Here is a 21,216-nt window from a genome sequence, read left to right as displayed (position 1 = left end):
ATGACAGTGCAAATAAATCAGCAAGAACAAGCTCAAGCGTTTATTACGCGAATCGAAGCTCAACTAGACGATATGGTCAGCGAAGCCGACGCTGATACTTTATTTACTTCCGGCTACCTGCGCGGGCATATTATGTTAGCGGCTGGTTACTTAGAAATGGAAGAAAAGCTCAATATTGATCAGTTAATTGAAAATACCAACCAATCATTACAGCAAGCCATAGAAGCCGGTGAATTAGATGATAAAGATAGCGTATTAGTTAACCGCTTATGGACAGATTTGCAGCAGCTAAAAGCTTAAATAAACCTCATCTGCCGTCGGTTTTGAACGTGTTGAGTATGATTGTATAAAACTGCCAGCCTCAACACGCAAAGTTTAAATTTAAAGTGGTGATGCCTGTACAAATTTTGGCGCTGCAATTGGGTATGCCATGCTGGTATTGGTTAATCGCCCTGTTTTAGAATTGCGCTTAAATAAATTAACCTGATCGCCTCGCGTATTTGCAACTAACAAATAATCTTGCTCTGCAGAAAAGTTAAAATCACGTGGCCAATCACTGCCAGTGCTAATCGTTTGAATGTGTTCAACTAAACCAGATTGCAATACTTTAAATGCGGCTATGGTATTTTCGCCTCGGTTTGAAACATACACAAAGCGCCCATCTGCTGATATACGAATCGCAGCTGCTTGACTGTGCTCGGTAAAATCTGGCTTTAACGTGCTTATTTTTTGAACCCTATTTAACTCACCGGTTGTTAAGTCTTGCTCAAAAACCACCAGTGAATTTGATAGTTCGTTAAGTAAATAAGCTTTGCTATGAGTTGGGTGAAAAGCTAAATGGCGTGGCCCGTCGCCTGCATCTAATTTAGCGGCAGTTTGCATTTTCCATTGACCATTACTTTTAGTGTATTGCTTAACTTCATCTGTGCCTAAGTCGACCGCATATAAAAAACGGCCTTCTGGAGACCAACCTGACCAATGCGGATGAGGTTTCCGCTGCCTTGAGGTAATACTTTTACCTTCATGGGTAAATTGATGTAACTCATTTATCTGCCCAGTGTTTGATTTATAAGTTAATAATTTAGTAAAAGGTGACGAATAAAAAGCAAGACTCACTAAATCTTCAGTTGGGTGATAACTAACATGACAAGCGTTATTCCCCAATTCCATTAACTGCGCCGCTAACTTATATTGCTCTTTGTCACTTGTATTAGCGCTAGGCTTGTAAATAACCACCCCACCCTTGGGCGCGCCAACTGAGACAAAAATTTCACCATTGGGCTCAACATTTAAATAAGATGGATTTTCCACCGCAAATAATAAATCCAATTGATATGCCGATAAATCATCGGTTTGTAATGTGAGCTGATAAACGCCTGATTTTTCATTATGAGCCAATGATTGATCCGCCACCACACTATTTAAAATGAAACTAATAGGTTTAGCCCATAAATTATTACTAAAAACAAGTATTACCATCACTAAGCTGGCACGTAAGCTGATAAGCAATTTGTTCAAAGTGTTTACATTTTTCTGTCTAACATTCATATTATTTCTATCCTATTTCACATTTCCAAAAATTGTACATTCCGTTACGCTTGATAGCTGATCTAAAATAATTTTTTATAATTAAATTTTTTAGTATCTCAGTTTTGGTACAGCATAGCTTGAATCCAATATTAATTCATTTTAAAGTAAGCGTATTAAAATAACATTTAGGAAAAATAATGAAAAAGATTTTACTAGCAAGTTTATTAAGCGCGACCTTTTTAGCTGGTTGTAGCCAACCGGATCCATTACATGATGCAATGGAATCTATGGGTAACAATTTCAAAGCACTTAAAAAAGCTGAAAGCATCGATGAAAAGAAAAATATTTTAAAGCAATTTAAACAACAGTTAGATGTTGCAAAGATGCAAAAAATCAGACCTGAAGATCAAGAAACGTTTGATGAAGGTATGGAAAAATTAGTCAATCAAGTTAACTTAGTTATCGCGCAAGTTGAAGCTGGACAAGTTGAAAACCTTCAGATGCAGCTTAAAAAGCTAGGTGAAATCCGCAAAGAATACCATGAGTTATTAGAAGTTAAATAAACACATTATTTACCAAATAGCTTATTTAAAAAGTACAGCCTGATACTTTATTTCAGGCTTTCTCCGCTTCCAATTCCCATTTTTATCAAAAAAACCGTTAAATCATACTCGTATATAGATCAAGCAGGATATTGACGGCCTTAATTTTCCTGAGAATAGATTAATCTTAACTATTTAGCCTCTTAACTTATTGAAGAGGCTAAATAAATTTTCTCTAAATACGTTTTTTAAACACCGGAGAAAAAGTAAAGCGAGTAATATGGTTATCTGATTCTAACCAAGTTTTACCAGGCTTTGCTTTATATGTATGCGCAAGACCCCATTTTAGCGCTTCTGTTGGATGCTTTTCAGAATCTAACGATTGAACTAGACCCAGCGCCGGCGGAACATCATTTACAACCGCCATAATTTCAAAATTGATACCATCTTTAGCCCATTGAATGGTTTCTTTCTCTGGGCCATCGTGGCCAGAGACCATAGCTATACCGCCATCATAATGCCAAATAGCTAATTCATGCCCGCTGTGGGTAATTGGGTTATATTTAGATTTAATATACGGCCCTTCGATATTGTCTGCGATTGCCACACCCCAACGAATTTCGCGACCGCCCATGGTCATTTTTTCTCCTTTACGCTCGCCTTTATAATATAAATAAAATTTATTTTTATAAGATATTAAGGTGGGATCATGTACTTTATGGCTGTCCCACTCACCTTGAGAAACCACAGCAAAGCGGTCGTCTTTATCACCTTTCCATTCACCGGTTTCACTGCTTGGGCTTAAAATAGGTTTGTCTAATTTTGTCCATGGACCGCTGGGGTTATCAGCAACAGCCATTCCAATTTGATTGTAGGTTCTAAGCAAATACGGCGCTTTAACCGTTTGGTAAACTAAATAATATTGGCCTCCATGCGCTAACACTTCCGGCGTAAATACCGAGCGGTCGTCGTAACTGCCGGTAGCCCCCATGCCAACCGCAATGCCTTCTTCTTTCCAATCATAGCCATCTGCAGAAGATGCATACCAAATTTCTGATTTATCCCAAGGAAACACTTTTTTATTCGGATCGCCAGTTTCAAATCCGTGACCTGGCCCAATACTTTTAGTGTACCAAGTATAATAACGACCATTAATTTTCAATACTTTGGATGGGTCGCGTCGGATCACGCCCGGCTCATATGCAAAATCACCTGTTAGGTTTTCAACTTGAAAGTGACCAAACCATTCGGCATTTTTATCATAGCCACGTTCTAATGCGCGTTTGGATGCTGCACTTAAATGTTCAGTATCTTTGATACCTAAATAATTTAAAGTCTCTTGAGAATATTGACTATAATCTTTTTCGGTGTGAGTCGTACAAGCACTGATGAAACAAACCAACGCTGCTGATTTTAAAACATTTGTTAAAGCATTCATTATTAACTTCATAAAAATTGTAAACATTAAATAATATTTAATCAATTTTTGACAAATTTTAAAAGGGTTATTTTAAATTTGTTTTTTATTATTTCTTAGGCTGAAAGTTTTTTACCAAACTTGAACACTAATAAACCTAATCAATATTAAATTTTTACGCTAACCAAAGTAAAATCACACTTTAAAACACCTAAAATATAACGCAAAATAACAAGCGCAAAGTTTATCGCGTTTCTTTAATGGCGATATAAAAATCTCACCAATATGATTTTGAGCTGCCGAAATTAAAACACTTTTTAAAGCATTGATTCCGCGCAAGGCACTTCTCTGATAAAATAAGCAGGTAACCTAATAACTAATACAGGAAAGCCTGCATGACCAATAACGACATTCTTCGTCGCATCCGTTTTACATTTAATTATACCGACCAAAAAATGGCCGATATAATCGCCTCAGCTGATTACCCAGTTACCCCAGAGCTGATCAAAAAATGGCTAAAAAAAGAAGACGATGAAGATTATGTCAGATGCAGTGACCGTGAGTTTTCACATTTTTTAAATGGACTCATTAACGAAAAACGCGGTAAAAAAGAAGATGGAAAACCTGCCAAAGCGGAAGATCATTTAAATAATAATATTATTTTAATGAAACTTAAAATTGCACTCAATTTAAAAACAGAAGACATTATTGCATTACTCAAATTAGCAGATTTTAACGTAAATACGCCTGAAATTACCGCTTTGTTCAGACGACCCACCCATCACCATTTTCGCGAATGTAAAGACCAATTTATGCGCCGATTTTTAACGGGAATGCAACTTAAATACAGTGGTAAGCCTATGTCTAATGACCCGCACGCCAAAATACAAAAAACCGCCGAAACAGTTACTGATAAACCAAAAAAGCAATCAAAGCCAATTGTTTATGGTGACTATGGTAATAATATAAAAGTCAGCAAAATAAAGAAAACGGATAAACCAAAACAAAAAACAGCGCCCAAAAAACGCAACCTATCATTAAAAAATTTCAAATAGCCAAACGCCTCAGTTTACGCTAATGTAATAACCATAAAGAACGACTATTTAAGGCTATTTATGAAAAAATTAAAAAACGAATCTGCACTACTTAAAAAAGCCTTAGAAATTGGCGAAACTTACGCCAATAACCGAGGCTTTAACTCTTTCTCCGGTACCGACTCTTCGAAACAAAAAATTGAATGTATCTACCGTTTATTAGTGAACGATAAGCTCATCGCACCGCTACCTGAAGATAAAGAAGATTTATTAAGCATGAAACACAGGCTTGCGATGTGGATTGCCAAAAAACTACCAGACAATCATCCTTTATTAAAATAGGCTAAAATCGAAGAAATTATGAAGTTAACATTATCATTTGAGCAAACTCGTGTTTTAGGTGTTTTTTTAGAAAAAGAAATTACCACACCAGATCAATATCCACTTTCAATCAATGGGGTAACCACAGCCTGCAATCAAAAATCAAACCGCGATCCCGTGGTTAACTTTAACGAAAGTGATGTACAAAACATTGTAGATGAACTGACTCAACTTAGATTAGTAAGTGATACTGGCCCAAGCGGTCGAGTGACCAAGTACCGACACCGTTTTTACGGTAGTGACTTTTCAGCCTTTAAATTTACAGCGCAACAAGCCGCCATTTTGTGCGTGTTATTTTTAAGAGGTCCGCAAACGCCAGGTGAATTACGTACCCGTACCAACCGCTTAGCTGACTTTAGTGACGTAAACCAAGTTGAAGCTTGTTTAACTGAGCTGCTTAATGATGAAAACGGTCCATTTGTGGTTAAACTAGCCAGAGAGCCCGGAAAACGAGAATCTCGTTATGCACATCTTTTTAGCGGTGATGTCGATTTAGAACAGGCACCCGCGCCGTCAATAGATGATAATGGCTCAACTCACTCAGAGCTTGAATCACAAGTAAAGCAACTAAGTATAGAAGTTGAGTCGCTTAAAGCTGAGATCATAAAAATAAAACAGGCTGTTAATATAGACTAGTTGTATTGGTTGGCGGAAAATATTTAAATTAGCTGTCTATTTGTTAATACAAATATAAAAATGTCGGCTAACACTTTATCGTGCTAAACCGACATTTTTTGTATTCAGCTTATTTATTCTTCAGTTGAACGTTTGTGCCCTTTTTTGTGTTTGAAAAGCTCTGTTAACTCTTCAAGGCTAACTAAACTATCTTGGTTTTTATCTGCCTTTTTTAATAAACGAGGTTTAATTTCGTTTTCATCTAAAAAAGTATCTCCATTTTTATCTAGTTTAGCAAAACGCTCTGCTTTTTGCTCATCAGTTAACGAAGCACCACGCTTACCCTTATGCTGTTTTTTACCTTTACGAAGCGCTTTACAACCTTTTTTACCTTCTTTTTCTGCTTTGCTTTCACATCTTTCTTTATGAATCGCTTTAAGGTCGTCTTTAGTGATTTCTCCGCTTTGATCAATATCAATTGCTTGCAACACTGTGCTCGCATTTGCTATTTCGCTCGCAGAAATACTACCATTTTTATCTTGGTCGAATAATTTAAACAAACCACCCGCTTTATGATGTGGTTGCGCTAACGCACTTGTACTCATAGTTAACAGGCTTGCAGTTAATAAAGTTGGAATTAAATTAGTTACTTTCATTTTATTGCTCCTCAGGTTAATGAACAAAACAAGTAAAAAGAGAATCGTGTCAGCGTTTGAGCCATTTACTTTGTTTTGATGAATACATAATAAGCAAATAAAGATGAGCAGATGATGAGCGTAGCGTCATCTTTATGTAAAGTTATTCATTTTTAAGGTTCGATTGCTGATTAAATTGGACTCGCATCGCGATTCGTTGATGATCGTCTAATTGAGCTGTGATTGAAAACCCTAATAAATCAGCACATCGCTTGGCAATAGAGAGCCCTAGCCCCGCATGTGTTTCAACCGTTCGTGATTTATCTGCTCGCCACAAACGTTCAAATAAATGTTTAACATCATCGGCTGTTAAATCAGGTGCGTCATTAACTAACAAAAAATAATTTTTGTTTAAAACCAAATCAAGTTCTGATTTTTCAGGCGCGTACTCAATTGCGTTGCCAATAATATTAGAAAGTAACATTTGTAAAATAACAGCATCGGTTTGAATATGACAACTGGTATCTATCTGTTGTTTCATTTGTAATGACTTAGCATTGAATTGCTCATTCCACAAACCTAAAATTGTCTCGACTATGCTATCGACCTGACAGCTTTGTGTATTACTTGACTCAATTTTATTTTCGAGCCTAGCCAGCATCAGTAAACGATCAACCGTAAGCTGCATTTGCGCCGCACTGGTGGCTATATCATTAAAATCATTTTCTGGTGTTTTATCCGGCCATTTTGCCGCAACTTCAGCCGTTGTTCTAATACCGGCTAAAGGCGTTCTTAATTCATGGGCTAGATCATCACTAAATTGGCGTTCGCGCGTAAAGCTTTGTTCGAGGCGAGCAATTAAATCGTTCAAGCATTTTGCTAATGGTTTAAGCTCTTTAGGCAATGGCTCTACATCAAAGCGAGAAGTGAGTGAGTCAGCATTAAGCTGCTGTGTTTGCTGAGTTAAATTTTTTAGGGATCGCAACGCAAAACGCAGCGCAAATGCGAGTAATACAAAAAAAATAGCCATTGACAACAAGCCGCCAATTACCAACTTTTTCATGAGCTTAGATAAATTTTCATCCATGATTTCAGTGCTCATCGCATACGCAGTGATATTATTACGTCGTGGGTTAGCCTGAACTTTAACTAACATAGTTTTGCCTAAAACCTGCGCATAATAAGGTCTGCTTTTGCGTTTTTGCCATCCGGGAAATTTGAACGAATCTTCAGCTAAATTATCTGTTTTATTAATGGTATTACCATCTTTGTCCCAAACTTGAATATAAAGGTTTTGAAAATCACGATAATCAAAATCAGCTAAAGGCCGTAACCCTCGTTTAATAGGTTTGAGTAATTTAAATCCCTCCGGCGTCGGTTTTACTCTTATAGCCATCGCTGACAGGTGGTTACGTAAGCGGTTGTGAAGCGTGTTTTTTTCTGTTTGGTAAAGACCAATACCGACCACTATATAAACCAGAGCAAAACCTGGTAATAGCCACAGCAATAATATATTTCTAATACTGTTAAAGCTTTTCAATTAAATGACACCTCTTTACCAAAATTGACGAAACATATTATTTAACTAATTATGCAACTGCTCATTCAAAGCGTGTTTGACTGCATAACATAACCTAAACCTCTGCGTGTTTTAATCAGTTGCGGCATGTCAGGTTTAGGCGTTATGGCTTTGCGCAGTGCATACATAGCGGATTCAACTACATTGCTCAGTGGTGAATTAAGCTCATCATATATTTTTTCTTCGATTTCATTACGGGTAACGACTTGATCAACTCGCAACATTAACAACTCAAGTAACCTAAAAGATTGAGGCGTTAGATTAAGTTCAATACCAGCTCTAAAAACGGTTTTATTTGCACGGTTTAATTCGATATCACACACTTTAATAAGCGGTTGAGATTGCTGATAATGGCGTCGGGTTAATGCTTCGACCCGTGCTAATAACTCTTCAATTGCAAACGATTTAACTAAATAATCATCGGCCCCTAAACGTAACCCATTGACACGATCGTCAATTGAATCTAATGCCGTTAGCATTAAAACGGGCGTATGGTTTTCAGTCGCTCTCATTTTTTTTAGCACTTCCCGACCATCTAATTTAGGCAACATAATATCTAAAATGATCACATCATAATCGTATTCAGTTGCGTGAAATAAACCATCGGCACCATCACTGGCTTCATCAACTGCATATCCATTAGCTCTTAAAGCTCTAGCAACTGATTTACGAATTGGTTCAGCATCTTCAACTAATAATACACGCATAATAAAGCTCTCAGAACAGTCTGCCTTATAAGTGACTAAAACAGACTGGTTAAATTGTTAAATCCGTGAGAGTAGCATAACTTAAATGAGGAGAAGATGAGCAAATAAACTACTTTTTTATAAGTGCAGGACAAAATCATACTTGAATGATTTTCAGACAAAGATTAAAGGATGAGCCATCATTTTCGCAAAAACGCTGCGAGTACATCCCTGTAAGCTTGAATTTTTCGTCCTGAAAAAACATTTTGCTCTAAATAACGGCTCTCCTAGATTCTACGATTCTACCCACTATATTTCAAAGTGAAACTGCGCTATACCACCAGCTGCACGGTTTGTGGACGTACAGATGGAAAAACTTGTGCAATTTGTGCTGGATTCAGGCGCCAATGTTGGTGTAAAAGAGCGCCAAGCCAACTGCAGATATCTGAGGTTGGTGATAAATCTCGCCCCTGATACAGCTGATTAGGCGCTAGCCCTGGCCAGTCGCCTAACACTTTTCCACCTTTTATCGCGCCACCTGCAATAAACATCGCACTCCCTGTGCCGTGATCTGTACCTGCAGTACCATTCACTTTAACGGTTCGTCCAAATTCAGTAGCTACCACTACAACGGTATCACGCCACTGCTCACCGAGTGTTTGTTTTAATACATTTAATCCTTGGTCCAATTGTTTAAATTGATTATTTAACCTATTTGCTTGGTTATTATGAGTATCCCACCCTCCCATATCTAACATGGCGCAATTGGCATTTTTTGAACTGGCTAATAATTGGCCACAGCTTTTAGCCAATTGATTAAATTTTGCATTTCGGTTTTTGCTTTTTTGCATATTTAACGCTTCACGGGTTTGCATACCTGTTTCTAATTTATTTAAAAATTCAGGATGCATTTTATAAAGATCGGTTAATTGTCGATATAACTCGTCTTCTGCGTCTGGTAAATTTGAGGGGTACCAAGTAAGTGATTGCTCGTAACCTCGCATCGAGATAGGAATTGAACGAGCAATGGCTATACCCTCACCATTAATTGCACGAGTTGCTCTAGCTAACCAACCATTGTCATGCTCTACATGAGATAAACCTGTTTCTAAAATGTCTTGTCCATCAAAGTGAGAGCGCGAACGGTAAGAAGAGGCAACGGCAACAACGGGTAATAGCTGTTTTTGTTGATACCACTGGTGTAAATTTTTAAAAGCGGGATGCAAACTGTACCCATTTTCCAACGGCAATAAATTAGCTTCAATTGGTGCCAATAATGATTGACGGTGCATTTTTAAATGCGAATCAAACGATGGTATTACAGCGTGCAATGAGTCCATTGCACCACGAAGCACAATCCATACAATTTTTTTATTTTGATTAGTTAACGATTTTTCCCTGTCGCTGCCCTGCACTTGCCCAGTATTAAGTAACACCCAGCCTGCGCATGTTGCTTTTAAAAAATCACGCCTTTGCATAATCAAATCCACCTTAACACAAAAATAAAGAGTTCAATTTCAAGCCTGCCATTAGCGCTGTTGAAACTCTGGACTCATTAACAATAAAGCAAGTGCTTGTTGCCTACTCTCTGCACGTTTAATAAATTGTTCAGTACGCGCAGAAAGCAAATTACCTAAACAGGCTTTTGCTATCGACGCAGGCTCTTTTTTTATCCTCTGGCTAAACTGATCTGCCCATTCAATTCTAGCCATAAAAGCTTCAGCGCCATTCCAGTCGTCTTTATGATCCCCAAAGCCGGCGGGAGAACCCGCTGAAAATGGCGCTTGGCCCATTGTCATTAATGAGGTAAACAGTTTCTTTGTTTTATTTTTTGATGGTTCACATGCACGACAAGCTGAAATAACAAAATCTCTTGGTGTTTTGTACTTCTCAAGAGTGGTTTTCCAGCTGGAAGGGTGCTCAATCAGTGTGGTTAACACGGCGGTTAAATTACCGTCTGTCGCCAACCAGATCTCTTTCATTAATAAAATTAAGTTGGTATCAGGCTCATCGCTAATAAAATGCTTAGCCAATTTATAACTAATGTGCTCTGCGGTATGAGGATGTTTCGCCAAATCTGCCAATATCTGTTTGCCTTGCTGTAAACCGCCCGCGTTGTAATTTTTATTTAATATTTTACGGATGCCAGGCTGATGCGCATACTCTCGATACATAAAGCCAGCAGATTTTCCAGCTTTAGGATAACTCACGCTCCAACCCGAGATTGCCATAGCTAATTCACGCACATCTGCTTGGGTATAACCTCCGTTAACACCTAATGTGTGAAGCTCTAAAATTTCTCGGGCTAGATTTTCATTTAACCCTTTGTTTTTACGCTTTTTCGCTTGTTTTGAATCAGGCCCAATAGATTGCTCGTTATTTAAATAAATTAACATGGCTGGGTGAGTTTCAACTGCAAGCAATAAATCTTCAAACTGACCACTCAGGTTTGGCGCTATGGCTTCTCGCTCAAGCGTAGGCGCTAAGCTGCGCATTCTTAATCCTGCGTGACTAACGCTAAAATGATTAGAAAAAAAGTCGAGTAATCTGGCTTGAAAAGCGGCTTGCGTTTCAATGGCGTGTTCAAATGTGGCTTGCGCTAACTGATCAGCTTGGCGCATAATATTTTTGCGCATTAAATTCGACTGGGCTTGCATTTGCATCATAGGCTGCCCAGTTTGTTTCATTTTTTTAGTTTGTTTTTTTTCACGTTTTTTTAATTGATTAAACTCCACTACTTGAGCGATGGCTTGGGCAGATGTCCAATTAGCATCGGCAAATTGAAGCGGCTTTAATTGTTGGGTCAGCCAAGTTTTGGGATCAGATTGAATCTGAGAGATTTGATAAGGCCGAGCACCATAACCAAATCGATTTAACGCAATTTCTGCTGAATAAGACACTATCCTAACCTCTTATCGTAAGTTACTTTTTTAAACGTAATTTAAACTCAGAATAAGTATAAGGCGGATTCAACAGACAAAACTATTAATTACAAATAATTTACATTAAAAATATTTATTGTTAGCAACTGTTTTTGCTGATTATTTCTTTAACAAAATAGTCGCTTTAACAAAATCAGGTAAGTGCTTGTTCGCTTTATGATAATCTGACCACCCATAATAGCTACCAGTTAGCAAATCTAACTGGAAATTATTATTATCAAAAGCACCACCCTGATCGGCTAAAATCACGAGTCGATTAATTAATTCGCCACTGGCATTTTTATAGCTAAGCATAATTAATTTACCTAAACCAAGTTGCGCCACATTACCCGCTACTGTGACTTGGGGAATGACTTGTATTTTATCTTCTGGCTCAATTCCGTAACCTAAAATACCAGGCACTTTTTTAAAGTACCAATACCTTGCTTGCTGATCTTTATTAATTGCATAATCATAATTAATTCCATTATTTCGGTGTACGTTAAAATAATGGGTTTTTTCATCTTCTTTCACCACTGCTGTGCCTTGCAACATGGCATCGTGTAATCCTGATTCTGTTAACCACAAAATAGGTTTTGCCAACGCTGGGACATCTAGCGCCCCCTGCATGACTTGCTGGCGAGTAAATTTAAATCGAGTGAGCGTGTCTTTTTGTGCCATTGCTTGTGATTGCGATAAACCTTGTTCATCAAAAGGTAGTTGATAAAGTGCATGATTAAATTCATTTGTTTTATCAAATTGAGCGTGTACTAGCTTGGTATAGTATTTGGTAAGTAAAATTTTATCCGTCGGAATACGATTTAATAGATTTTTTTTAGCTTGATTTTTTGTTTGTTTCGCAATGTTATGGGCTAATTTAAGATCCGGTTGCCAATGAACTTGCTGAAAGTTGTTAGCAATAAAAGCCGGATCGTGCAGCCGGCTTTGTCGGCCGGCTCTCACATCTTCGCGGTAGGTCTGACAAATAAATTTTAGTGTTGATTTAACTTGTGCTAAATCAAACTGATATTGATTTAGCTGCCCGCCATGTATCGCTTTACTATCAAATACAGCACCTCGATTTAGATAAGTTAATGTATTTTCAGCTAAGTTGCATAGGTCTGAGCCTTTAAATACCGACATTTTTCCAGTCAAAGATTCTGCGTTAAGCAAAAACGAACTACAAAAAAACATAATGAATATTATTTTTAAATTGAGCACAATCCACTCCAACTAACGAGATAAGGTTAGGGTTAACACGCCTAACAAACAAAATACGCTACAAGCGCTCCACCTTACCCAATGAAACGGTATTTTTTTCATTAACCACTCACCTGTATAAGCAACTGGCACATTAGCGATTAACATGCCTAATGTAGTGCCAATGGTTACCCACATAAAAGCGTCATACTTTGCGGCTAATATAACAGTCGCGATTTGTGTTTTATCACCAATTTCTGCTAAAAAGAATAATACAAGTGTCGCGACAAAAGCCCCGTGTCGCATAACACCGGCGTTTTCGTCATCATCTTTATCGGGTATCAATATCCACAATCCGACTAAAATAAAGCTTACCCCGACCAATATATTGGCGTACCCGCTTGGTATAACATCCATTAACCAAGTGCCTAAATAAGCTGATAAACCATGATTAACTATGGTAGCAATTAAAATTCCTAACAATATTTGATTTCGCTGGGCAAAACGAGCAACTAAAAATAAAGTTAAAAGTTGGGTTTTGTCACCGATTTCAGCTAATGCGACCGTAAAAGTAGAAGAGAGTAAAGCTTCCATTAAAATAGAGACCTTAATATGGTAAAGTTGGATTAATAAAATTGAATTTTGTATCTTAACAAATTAAGCTAAAAGCTGCAGGACTATCAGGATTTTATTGCCAAGGGATATACCGTTTATTTATTTTTTAAGCCTGCAAAACCTATAATAATATTCATAAATGAGTGTGCCGGATGAAAATTGATAACTATATTGCCCAAGCTGATGAAATCTGCGCTTTACCAGACACTTGTATAAAAATACAAGCCTTGATGGAGGACGAAACCGCATCAATAGACGATTTTGCGACCGCTTTATCTTGCGATCCTTTATTAACCTCCCATGTATTAAAGTTGGCTAATAGCGCTTTATATAATTTTTCATTTACCATAGATACTCTAGCTAAAGCCATTAATGCCCTCGGTATTCAAGCCATTTATAGCTTAGTTTTAATATCAGGTTCAGTAGAAACGTTAAACAAATTAAATACTCAAGCCATAGATACCGATCGGTATTGGCGCGTTAGCATTAATACCGCGCTTATTTTAAAGCGCTTGCATGCTAATAAAAATAAAAAAGACGCGGAACGCTTATTTATGCTGGGTTTATTACATAATGTTGGCGAGTTAATCGTGTGTCAAATCACGCCAGATAAAGCACACCAGTGTGAACAATATTCAGCCAACTTGTTACCAAAAAACAAGCAGCTTATTGAATTAGGATTTACCTATGCCGAGCTCAGCAGTACAATTTTTGAAAACTGGCGCTTTCCAAGTGATATGGTTGAGACCATTAAATTACAACATACACCCGATGATCATCTAGAAGCACAGTGGCTTCATTTAGCCAGCAATATGGCGTTAATTAGCGTGCATCCTGAATTATATACAATTGACAACCTATTAGATGATTATTTACTTGAAAAATTCGATTTATGTGAAGAGAAGCTTAACGATGCAATTGATTGGGCTCACATAGGCTCTTTTAACTTATTTTCGTTTATGAACCCAATGGACAGTACTGTTTATTAAACAATAATAACTAAAGCACACTAAATAGTGTGCTTTATTAAATTATTTTATTAGCTATTACGTTCGGTAATCTGCATTTATACGAACATATTCGTAACTAAAATCGCAAGTCCAAATCGTTGCCTGTGCATCACCTCGATATAAATCCACCGAAACCTCTATTTCAGCCTGATCCATTACGGCTTGACCCATTGATTCTTGATAAGATTTAGCCCTGCCGCCTTGTTCAGCAACAAGCACATCACCTAAATATAAATCAATTTTATTGGTATCTAAATCATTTAAACTTTCACATTCTCGTGATGCATAGCCAATCGCGGCTAGGATACGTCCCAAGTTAGGATCTGAAGCAAAAAAAGCGGTTTTCACTAAAGGACTTTTACCAATAGAAAAACCAATTGTTTTGGCTTCTTCAACTGTTTTTGCACCTTTGATGGTCACTGTCATAAATTTGGTTGCACCTTCTCCATCTCTGACAATTGCCTGCGCTAAAACTTGTGCTGCTTCTAATAGAGTTTGATAAATACTCACCAACTTAGGATCATTTCTATCTGTAATTAAATCAGTTCCGCTTTGCCCTGTAGCAATAACAATAAAAGAATCATTCGTCGATGTATCTCCATCCACTGAAATACAGTTAAACGATAAATCGGCAATTTCTTTTGTAAGTTCATCCAATAACGGTTGCGCAATTGCAGCATCTGTTGCCACATAGCCTAACATAGTCGCCATATTAGGATGAATCATGCCCGCACCTTTTGAAATACCCGTTACATGTACAGATTTACCATCGACTTTTAACTGGCGTGAAAATGCTTTTGGTGCAACATCGGTTGTCATGATAGATTCTGCGGCGTCAGCCCAATGGTCGTCCGCTAAATTTTGGTAAGCGCCCGCAAGGCCAGCTAATAATTTAGCCATGGGTAAATGCTCTAGAATAACCCCTGTTGAAAAAGGCAAAACTGCTTGCGGCGATATAGACATAATTTCAGCCACGTGCTGACACGTAGTTAGCGTATCTTGCATCCCTTGCTCACCCGTCCCTGCATTAGCACAGCCAGTATTAACCACTAAAGCGCGAATTGAAGTATGACTGGCTAAGTGAGATTGACACACAGTAACAGGAGCAGCACAAAAACGATTTTGAGTAAAAACACCAGAGACACTGCTGCCTTCAGCTATTTCAACTAATAATAAATCTTTTCTATTAGGTTGTTTAATTTGGGCTTGGGTCCAACCTAAACGAACACCGGTAACTGGAAATAAAGCTTTAGGATCAATGACGGGTAAATTAACAGGCATTTTAGTTCTACAAAAATAATAATAATCGGCAAATTTTACAAAGAGCCGAGGGCAGATGCAAAAGAAACTTATTAATAATTAAAAATAATAAAAATACTGAGTGTAATAACAAAAGAAAGACAGAACTTTAAAATCTAAGGAGATGGTGGGTCATGTTGGATTCGAACCAACGACAAATGGATTAAAAGTCCACTGCTCTACCAACTGAGCTAATGACCCAATACTAATATTTAGTAAGGATGTTTAAATATAAAAAGTGGTGGGTCATGTTGGATTCGAACCAACGACAAATGGATTAAAAGTCCACTGCTCTACCAACTGAGCTAATGACCCGATACTAAGATTTAGTAGGGATATTTAAACATAAAAAGTGGTGGGTCATGTTGGATTCGAACCAACGACAAATGGATTAAAAGTCCACTGCTCTACCAACTGAGCTAATGACCCGCTAATACTTTTTATAGGGTTGTGCATATTAATTAAGTGGTGGGTCATGTTGGATTCGAACCAACGACAAATGGATTAAAAGTCCACTGCTCTACCAACTGAGCTAATGACCCACTTAATTAAAATTGTTAGTTTACTAAGCTTTCGCCCTGCTTGCTAACGGGGGCGTATGATACTGATATACGAGTTGAACGCAACAAAAATTTCATTTTTTTTAGTAAAAAAATTATTTTTTTGATAATCGGTTATAAAAAGACCGAAAAGGCTCAAAAATCAAACAATTAGCGACCAAAACAAAAAAAAACAGTTTCGATCACCGTTTAATTTTTTATAAGCCTGAAAGTCGAGTTCTAGCCAATTTAGCAGCTGTTGAATCTGGATATTCAGAAATAGCTTGTTGATACTTTTGTTTAGCTAAGCTTGGCTTATTTAATTTTTGAGCAACCATGCCTAATTTAAATAACGCGTCTGGTCTTTTATTTGAATCTGTATAACGTTCAACCACTGTATTAAAACTACTAGCGGCTTCGTCATATTGACCTTTGGTAAATAAAAGCTGCCCTAACCAATAATGCGCATTTGGCTGATAAATAGAGTTTGGGTATTGCTGAATAAAGGTTTGAAACTCAGGTATGGCTTGCTCATACCGTTTGTCTTTTAATACCAAGTTAACGGCTTTGTCATAAGCTTGATTCTCACTCATGTTACTTGAATATGAGGAATTATCATTACCTGTTCCAGAACTGCCTTGGTTATTAGATAACCCAAAACCTTGATCCGAACCATTGCTTTGATTTTGATTAAGCTGGCCCATTTGTTGAGTCAATTGTGACAGTTTATCAAACTCTTGATAAAGCTCGCGTTGGCGTTCAAGAATTTGCGAAAGCTTATAATTATACTCTTCGCTAATGCCTCTGAGTTGCGCGATTTCACCTTGCAATGAATCAACTTGCTGGCTCATTTGTGCTTGAGAGCGGCTTCTAGCATCCACTGAACGCTCTAACTGTTCAATACGCTCACCTAATGACATATTTCGTTCAGCATAAACAGCAGGAGTGCACGTTACAGACGCCACTCCCATGCTCAAAGCCATTACGGTAAATAGCTTATTCATAAATATTCGCTTATCCGATAATATTAATAAACTAATACAGCGCGACGATTTTTAGCAAACGCAGCTTCCGTACGAGATTTATCTAGTGCTTTTTCCTCACCATAGCTCACCGTTGAGATTTGTGAAGACATAACACCTAAATTTTGTAAATATTTAGCAACACTTTTTGCACGACGCTCGCCTAATGCAATATTGTATTCTGGCGTACCACGCTCATCAGCATGTCCTTCAATAACAACTTTAGCGCTTGGATTAGCACGTAAATACGCAGAGTGCGCCTCTAATACTTCAAAATATTTAGCTTGAATACTGGTACCATCAAACTCAAAAAATAACATATTTGTTTGACGCAATGCTGCCTGCTTTCTTTCTTCAGCTTCGATTTCCATTTGACGTTTTTTCTCTAGCGTCATTACTTCAACGCCGTCGTCATTTCCAGACATTGCACCTGTTGTGGTTTCTGAGCTATTGGTACCTGCTGTTTGATCTTCACCCGTGGTAGTTGAACAAGCTGCTGTTAACATAGGAAGAACAACAACCAAATATTTTAATAATTGCTTAGCTTGCATGTGCTTTTTCCTTATTATTGATATAAGTTAAATTATTGATATAAATAAAGTTAAAAAATGGTTTACATATAAGGCGACCACGATGGCGACTTAACTTGCCCTACCCCTGCAGGCAAACGAGCTTTAAATCGTCCATCTACTGAAACCAAAGCAAGTACCTGATTTTGCCCATGTAACGTACTATAAATTATCATATTTCCGTTTGGAGAGAAACTAGGCGACTCATCCAAATGGGTTTTAGTTAATACTTGCAGCGCGCCACTTCGCAAATCTTGCTTAGCAATATGATAGTTGCCCCGAGTGCGATTAACCATGATTAAGCTTTTTCCGTCAGGCGTATATGAGCCGCCTAAATTCATTTCACCGGTAAAAGTTAAACGCTTAACTGTACCACTATTCACATTAATTTGATAGAGCTGAGCACGACCACCACGTTCAGATGAAAAAACTAAGTTTTCTCCGTCTGGTGACCAATTCGGCTCTGTATCTATGGTTCTATTATTGGTTAAACGGCTGAGTTTGCGTGTTAGTAGATCCATTACATAAAGTTCTGGGTTACCATCTTTTGACAATACCATAGCCATTTTTGAACCATCTGGTGACCAGCTTGGGGCTCCATTTATGCCTGGGTAAGAGGCTATCATTTCACGAGAGCCTGAATATAAATCATGAATGAAAATTTGTGCTTGTCGATTCTCAAAGGTCACATAAGCTAATTTTGTGGCGTCTGGAGACCAAGTAGGTGACATTAAGGGCTCTTTACTACGAACAATTTCTTGTTCATTAAAACCATCATAGTCTGATATCACTAATTTATAAGGCCTTGATTGAGTATCATCGACTAATACATAGGCAATTTTAGTTTGAAATGCCCCTTTAATCCCGGTTAGCTGTTCAAAAATTCGGTCGCTCATTGCATGGGCTACTCGGCGAAAATCAGACACTTCAAACTGGATGGGACGGCTTTCAAACACAATATGGTCGTCTGATTGCACTAATTCACCACCGCTCAACATTTGTGAACCACCACCAGTGACTTGCCCTCTAACAATATCAATAATTTGATATTGTGCGACAAACAAACCTGGTCGAACATCTTTAAGTTGACCAATAACGATAGTGTCTATGTTTTTTTCGGCCCAAGCACTAAAATCAATACTATCAACTTGCACCGGGCGCTGAGGCATTTGTTCGGGTTGAATTGGGTTAAACTTGCCACTTCTGCTTAAGTCCGCCGAAATAATTTTAGACACATTTTGCGGTAAGTTCTGGGTGCCATTGTATTCAAAAGGCACAACCGCAATTGGCTGCGCGCTATCTAAGCCTTCTGTAATTAATATATCAATAGCCGCTTGGCTTGAAAAAGCCGTTAACAACATTGATATAGATAATAATATACGTTTCATGATATCACTCTTAATTTTATTAATTTTCAGGTGCGACGGTTAAATTGATATCTCGCAATAAACTGGTCACATCAGGATCTGGAGACACAGGTAATTGATTGGTTTTATAAACGGCTTTTTCTGCTGCCTGGCAGGTTTGTGCATTGCCAGATAACGTTTTTACAGAAGTCACAAAGCCATTATTAGCCAAACGAATATTCAATTTACAACTGGTGCCTGTTAACGATGGATCAGTGTATAAATTACTTTGAATTGCCGAACGGATTAAAGCAACATATTTATCTTTTTCTGATAGCACTTGTCGGCGTCGCTGTTTATCTCGAGCGGCTTGCTCTTGCGCCATTTGCTCTTCTAACAACCGCTGCATCTCGGCTTGCTCTCGCGCTTCTTGCTCACGTTTTTTACGCTCAGCTTCAGCTTTTTTGGCTGCTTCTTCACGTTGTTTCGCTTCTTCTGCTGCTTTTTTAGCGGCTTCTTTCGCTTTTTTAGCTTCGGCTTCCGCTTTACGTTTTTCTGCTGCTTGTTGTTCTGCTGCTTTTTTAAGCTCCCTTGCTCGTTTCGCTTCTCTAATTTGCTGCTGTTTAGCTGCTTGCGCTTGCGCTTCTGCTTTTTTTCTTTGTTCTGCTAATTTTTTAATATTAGATTCGTTATCTTGTCTAGCCCGTTCTGCCGCTTTGGCTCGCTGCTCTAGCTCTGCAACCCGCTTTTCTTCAGCCGCTTGTTTAGCTGCCTTTGCGGCTTGCATTTTTTGAACTTGTTTTTCAAGTGCACTTTTATCAACAGAAACCGCTTTAATCACTTCTTTTTTAGCTGGCTGTTGCTCCGACGCTTGTGCATTAGGTTCTTTTTCAGGGGGGGTAAATTCCATACTGAAAACTAAAACGATACCAATAGCGGCATGAACTAAAACTGAACGAGTAATGGCATTAGGATAACTTAACATAATTTATTCCTCCGCTGGATCTGTCATTAAACCAACAGATTCAACGCCTTGCTTTTGCAATAGCACCATTAAATTAACAACAGCATCATAGGTAACCGACCCATCCCCTTCAACCATCACAGGTCTATCAGGCTCAACTTTTAAATAAGCGCCTACTACAGCAGCTAATTCTTGAGGCACCATAGGCCCTTCTTTTTTATTACCGTCCGTCACAAAATACTCATAGTTTTCGGTAACCGACACAACAACGGGTGGTTTACTGTCTTCTGCTAACGGGTTTGCATCTGCTTTAGGTAAATCAACATTAACCCCAGCGGTAATAAGCGGGGCGGTTACCATAAAAATAATTAGCAATACCAGCATAACATCAATGTAGGGTACAACGTTGATGTCAGATACAGGTCTACGTCGCTTACGTTGGTACATCAAAATTAAGCTCCGTGTTGGTTAGCAGGATTGGTAGCTGGTTTACTCATTGCTTGGCGGTGTAAAATTGCTGAAAATTCTTCCATAAAGTTATGAAGATTGTTTTCCAGTTTTTCAACTTTGTGTGAAAAGCGATTATATGAAATAACAGCAGGAATCGCGGCAAATAACCCCATTGCAGTAGCAATCAAGGCTTCGGCGATACCCGGCGCCACCATAGCTAAAGTAGCTTGCTGAACTTCGCCTAGGGCGATAAAAGCGTTCATAATACCCCAAACCGTACCAAATAAACCAATATATGGGCTAATTGAGCCTACTGTAGCTAAAAAAGGTAAATGCGTTTCTAACTTTTCAGTTTCGCGAGATAAGCTAACTCGCATTGATCGATAAGTTGCATCCATCACAGCTTCGGGTGAGCTATTACTGCCTTTTCGAACTCGCGCAAATTCTTTAAAACCAGCTTTAAATAAATTTTCTGATGCAGACAAATCCCCCACTTTATGGGTTACTTCATGATAAAGATTACTGAGTTCAACACCGGACCAAAACCTATCTTCAAATACTCGGCTTTGTTTGCTAGCACTGTTCAATGCTGAGGAGCGTTGAAAAATCATAGTCCAAGAAATAACTGACATGGCAAGCAACATAATCATAACCGCTTTTACCAACAAGCTTGCTTGCATAAATAAACCAAAAAAACTAATTTCTGCAGACACTGTGTAAATTCCTTCGCAATTGTTATATTTAATGAGATTTAGCGATTAGCCTAACTTATACTTAATTTATAATAACGTTATATTTGTTGTCATTTTAATGACTTAAGTGAGTGCAAGTCAATTGACATATTAATTGAGGTGTTATCCCA

Annotated in this window: 22 protein-coding genes and 4 tRNA genes; 6 read left to right on the top strand and 20 right to left on the bottom strand. The window is 38.1% G+C overall.

All coding sequences use genetic code 11. The annotated features are described in order from the left end of the window. Entirely contained in the window at positions 1-300 is a 300-nt protein-coding gene (locus OLW01_RS05340; protein ID WP_268075701.1) for a YfcL family protein, read from the top strand. An 81-nt stretch (positions 301-381) separates the two neighbouring features. On the opposite strand, the gene OLW01_RS05335 is transcribed toward OLW01_RS05340, so the two are convergent. Next, complete coding sequence (locus OLW01_RS05335) at positions 382-1,548, bottom strand: lactonase family protein (protein WP_268075700.1); 1,167 nt, start codon at positions 1,546-1,548, stop codon at positions 382-384. 179 nt (positions 1,549-1,727) lie between these two features. On the opposite strand from OLW01_RS05335, the gene OLW01_RS05330 reads away from it, so the two are divergent. After that, positions 1,728-2,093 (top strand): cytochrome b562, encoded by a 366-nt coding sequence (locus OLW01_RS05330; RefSeq protein WP_268075699.1) that lies wholly within the window; start codon positions 1,728-1,730, stop codon positions 2,091-2,093. 214 nt (positions 2,094-2,307) lie between these two features. Here the strand turns inward: OLW01_RS05330 and OLW01_RS05325 are convergent, their stop codons facing one another. After that, entirely contained in the window at positions 2,308-3,510 is a 1,203-nt protein-coding gene (locus tag OLW01_RS05325; protein ID WP_268075698.1) for a glycoside hydrolase family 117 protein, read from the bottom strand. A 374-nt stretch (positions 3,511-3,884) separates the two neighbouring features. On the opposite strand from OLW01_RS05325, the gene OLW01_RS05320 reads away from it, so the two are divergent. Genes OLW01_RS05320 through OLW01_RS05310 form a run of 3 tightly spaced genes read left to right on the top strand, consistent with a single transcriptional unit; the run spans position 3,885 to position 5,540 of the window. Next, on the top strand, positions 3,885-4,544 hold the full coding sequence (locus OLW01_RS05320) for a YehS family protein (protein ID WP_326498593.1): 660 nt from the start codon (positions 3,885-3,887) through the stop codon (positions 4,542-4,544). 60 nt (positions 4,545-4,604) lie between these two features. After that, positions 4,605-4,865, top strand: coding sequence for a DUF5062 family protein (locus OLW01_RS05315; protein WP_268075697.1), 261 nt, complete (start codon positions 4,605-4,607; stop codon positions 4,863-4,865). Between the two features lie 18 nt (positions 4,866-4,883). Beyond that, positions 4,884-5,540, top strand: coding sequence for a YceH family protein (locus tag OLW01_RS05310; protein WP_268075696.1), 657 nt, complete (start codon positions 4,884-4,886; stop codon positions 5,538-5,540). 113 nt (positions 5,541-5,653) lie between these two features. On the opposite strand, the gene OLW01_RS05305 is transcribed toward OLW01_RS05310, so the two are convergent. The 7 genes from OLW01_RS05305 to OLW01_RS05275 all read right to left on the bottom strand — a co-directional run bounded on the left by OLW01_RS05305 (position 5,654) and on the right by OLW01_RS05275 (position 13,134). Beyond that, the gene (locus OLW01_RS05305; protein WP_268075695.1) at positions 5,654-6,175 is read right to left on the bottom strand and encodes an EF-hand domain-containing protein; all 522 of its coding nucleotides are present in this window, start codon (positions 6,173-6,175) and stop codon (positions 5,654-5,656) included. A 142-nt stretch (positions 6,176-6,317) separates the two neighbouring features. Further along, the gene (locus tag OLW01_RS05300) at positions 6,318-7,694 is read right to left on the bottom strand and encodes a sensor histidine kinase (protein ID WP_268075694.1); all 1,377 of its coding nucleotides are present in this window, start codon (positions 7,692-7,694) and stop codon (positions 6,318-6,320) included. Positions 7,695-7,759: 65 nt separating this feature from the next. After that, positions 7,760-8,440, bottom strand: a complete 681-nt coding sequence (locus tag OLW01_RS05295; protein ID WP_268075693.1) for a response regulator transcription factor — start codon at positions 8,438-8,440, stop codon at positions 7,760-7,762. A 311-nt stretch (positions 8,441-8,751) separates the two neighbouring features. Then, the gene (locus OLW01_RS05290; RefSeq protein ID WP_268075692.1) at positions 8,752-9,897 is read right to left on the bottom strand and encodes a DUF1501 domain-containing protein; all 1,146 of its coding nucleotides are present in this window, start codon (positions 9,895-9,897) and stop codon (positions 8,752-8,754) included. A gap of 51 nt (positions 9,898-9,948) precedes the next feature. Further along, positions 9,949-11,319, bottom strand: a complete 1,371-nt coding sequence (locus tag OLW01_RS05285) for a DUF1800 domain-containing protein (protein WP_268075691.1) — start codon at positions 11,317-11,319, stop codon at positions 9,949-9,951. 141 nt (positions 11,320-11,460) lie between these two features. Further along, on the bottom strand, positions 11,461-12,534 hold the full coding sequence (locus OLW01_RS05280; protein WP_268075690.1) for an acetate--CoA ligase: 1,074 nt from the start codon (positions 12,532-12,534) through the stop codon (positions 11,461-11,463). 39 nt (positions 12,535-12,573) lie between these two features. Further along, a complete protein-coding gene (locus OLW01_RS05275; protein ID WP_268075689.1) occupies positions 12,574-13,134 on the bottom strand; it encodes a TMEM165/GDT1 family protein in 561 nt (186 codons plus the stop codon). A gap of 173 nt (positions 13,135-13,307) precedes the next feature. Between OLW01_RS05275 and OLW01_RS05270 the strand changes: the two genes are divergently transcribed. Next, positions 13,308-14,144: an HDOD domain-containing protein gene (locus OLW01_RS05270; protein ID WP_268075688.1), complete on the top strand. Its 837-nt coding sequence runs from the start codon at positions 13,308-13,310 to the stop codon at positions 14,142-14,144. A gap of 57 nt (positions 14,145-14,201) precedes the next feature. Here the strand turns inward: OLW01_RS05270 and argJ are convergent, their stop codons facing one another. From argJ to tolQ, 11 genes are all read right to left on the bottom strand, one after another. Continuing rightward, positions 14,202-15,446, bottom strand: coding sequence for a bifunctional glutamate N-acetyltransferase/amino-acid acetyltransferase ArgJ (gene argJ / locus OLW01_RS05265; RefSeq protein ID WP_268075687.1), 1,245 nt, complete (start codon positions 15,444-15,446; stop codon positions 14,202-14,204). Positions 15,447-15,589: 143 nt separating this feature from the next. Beyond that, positions 15,590-15,665, bottom strand: a tRNA-Lys gene (locus tag OLW01_RS05260). 38 nt (positions 15,666-15,703) lie between these two features. Next, a tRNA-Lys gene (locus OLW01_RS05255) sits at positions 15,704-15,779 on the bottom strand. Positions 15,780-15,817: 38 nt separating this feature from the next. Further along, positions 15,818-15,893 (bottom strand) — tRNA-Lys (locus OLW01_RS05250). A 37-nt stretch (positions 15,894-15,930) separates the two neighbouring features. Next, positions 15,931-16,006 (bottom strand) — tRNA-Lys (locus tag OLW01_RS05245). 215 nt (positions 16,007-16,221) lie between these two features. Continuing rightward, on the bottom strand, positions 16,222-17,007 hold the full coding sequence (gene ybgF / locus OLW01_RS05240) for a tol-pal system protein YbgF (protein WP_268075686.1): 786 nt from the start codon (positions 17,005-17,007) through the stop codon (positions 16,222-16,224). Positions 17,008-17,030: 23 nt separating this feature from the next. Beyond that, positions 17,031-17,576, bottom strand: coding sequence for a peptidoglycan-associated lipoprotein Pal (pal, locus tag OLW01_RS05235; RefSeq protein ID WP_268075685.1), 546 nt, complete (start codon positions 17,574-17,576; stop codon positions 17,031-17,033). A 62-nt stretch (positions 17,577-17,638) separates the two neighbouring features. Continuing rightward, positions 17,639-18,997, bottom strand: a complete 1,359-nt coding sequence (gene tolB / locus OLW01_RS05230; protein ID WP_268076157.1) for a Tol-Pal system beta propeller repeat protein TolB — start codon at positions 18,995-18,997, stop codon at positions 17,639-17,641. A 4-nt stretch (positions 18,998-19,001) separates the two neighbouring features. Then, positions 19,002-19,925: a cell envelope integrity protein TolA gene (gene tolA, locus OLW01_RS05225; protein WP_268075684.1), complete on the bottom strand. Its 924-nt coding sequence runs from the start codon at positions 19,923-19,925 to the stop codon at positions 19,002-19,004. A 3-nt stretch (positions 19,926-19,928) separates the two neighbouring features. Continuing rightward, positions 19,929-20,351, bottom strand: a complete 423-nt coding sequence (gene tolR, locus OLW01_RS05220) for a protein TolR (RefSeq protein ID WP_268075683.1) — start codon at positions 20,349-20,351, stop codon at positions 19,929-19,931. Between the two features lie 5 nt (positions 20,352-20,356). After that, a complete protein-coding gene (tolQ, locus tag OLW01_RS05215; protein WP_268075682.1) occupies positions 20,357-21,067 on the bottom strand; it encodes a protein TolQ in 711 nt (236 codons plus the stop codon). Positions 21,068-21,216: the final 149 nt, after the last annotated feature.

This window comes from Catenovulum adriaticum, assembly GCF_026725475.1.
Classification (GTDB): Bacteria; Pseudomonadota; Gammaproteobacteria; order Enterobacterales; family Alteromonadaceae; genus Catenovulum; species Catenovulum adriaticum.
The sequence above is the reverse complement of the archived record's forward strand: the minus strand, read 5'-3'. Positions and strand labels throughout refer to the sequence as shown.

Bases quoted from the DNA above. Each gene is read 5' to 3' on its own strand.
- OLW01_RS05320 (WP_326498593.1), top strand. From the start codon at position 3,885: ATGACCAATAACGACATTCTTCGTCGCATCCGTTTTACATTTAATTAT.
- pal (WP_268075685.1), bottom strand. From the start codon at position 17,576: ATGCAAGCTAAGCAATTATTAAAATATTTGGTTGTTGTTCTTCCTATG.
- OLW01_RS05295 (WP_268075693.1), bottom strand. From the start codon at position 8,440: ATGCGTGTATTATTAGTTGAAGATGCTGAACCAATTCGTAAATCAGTT.
- ybgF (WP_268075686.1), bottom strand. From the start codon at position 17,007: ATGAATAAGCTATTTACCGTAATGGCTTTGAGCATGGGAGTGGCGTCT.
- tolR (WP_268075683.1), bottom strand. From the start codon at position 20,351: ATGTACCAACGTAAGCGACGTAGACCTGTATCTGACATCAACGTTGTA.
- OLW01_RS05305 (WP_268075695.1), bottom strand. From the start codon at position 6,175: ATGAAAGTAACTAATTTAATTCCAACTTTATTAACTGCAAGCCTGTTA.
- OLW01_RS05290 (WP_268075692.1), bottom strand. From the start codon at position 9,897: ATGCAAAGGCGTGATTTTTTAAAAGCAACATGCGCAGGCTGGGTGTTA.
- OLW01_RS05330 (WP_268075699.1), top strand. From the start codon at position 1,728: ATGAAAAAGATTTTACTAGCAAGTTTATTAAGCGCGACCTTTTTAGCT.
- OLW01_RS05270 (WP_268075688.1), top strand. From the start codon at position 13,308: ATGAAAATTGATAACTATATTGCCCAAGCTGATGAAATCTGCGCTTTA.
- OLW01_RS05340 (WP_268075701.1), top strand. From the start codon at position 1: ATGACAGTGCAAATAAATCAGCAAGAACAAGCTCAAGCGTTTATTACG.
- OLW01_RS05310 (WP_268075696.1), top strand. From the start codon at position 4,884: ATGAAGTTAACATTATCATTTGAGCAAACTCGTGTTTTAGGTGTTTTT.
- tolA (WP_268075684.1), bottom strand. From the start codon at position 19,925: ATGTTAAGTTATCCTAATGCCATTACTCGTTCAGTTTTAGTTCATGCC.
- argJ (WP_268075687.1), bottom strand. From the start codon at position 15,446: ATGCCTGTTAATTTACCCGTCATTGATCCTAAAGCTTTATTTCCAGTT.
- OLW01_RS05280 (WP_268075690.1), bottom strand. From the start codon at position 12,534: ATGTTTTTTTGTAGTTCGTTTTTGCTTAACGCAGAATCTTTGACTGGA.
- OLW01_RS05315 (WP_268075697.1), top strand. From the start codon at position 4,605: ATGAAAAAATTAAAAAACGAATCTGCACTACTTAAAAAAGCCTTAGAA.
- OLW01_RS05325 (WP_268075698.1), bottom strand. From the start codon at position 3,510: ATGAATGCTTTAACAAATGTTTTAAAATCAGCAGCGTTGGTTTGTTTC.
- OLW01_RS05335 (WP_268075700.1), bottom strand. From the start codon at position 1,548: ATGAATGTTAGACAGAAAAATGTAAACACTTTGAACAAATTGCTTATC.
- OLW01_RS05275 (WP_268075689.1), bottom strand. From the start codon at position 13,134: ATGGAAGCTTTACTCTCTTCTACTTTTACGGTCGCATTAGCTGAAATC.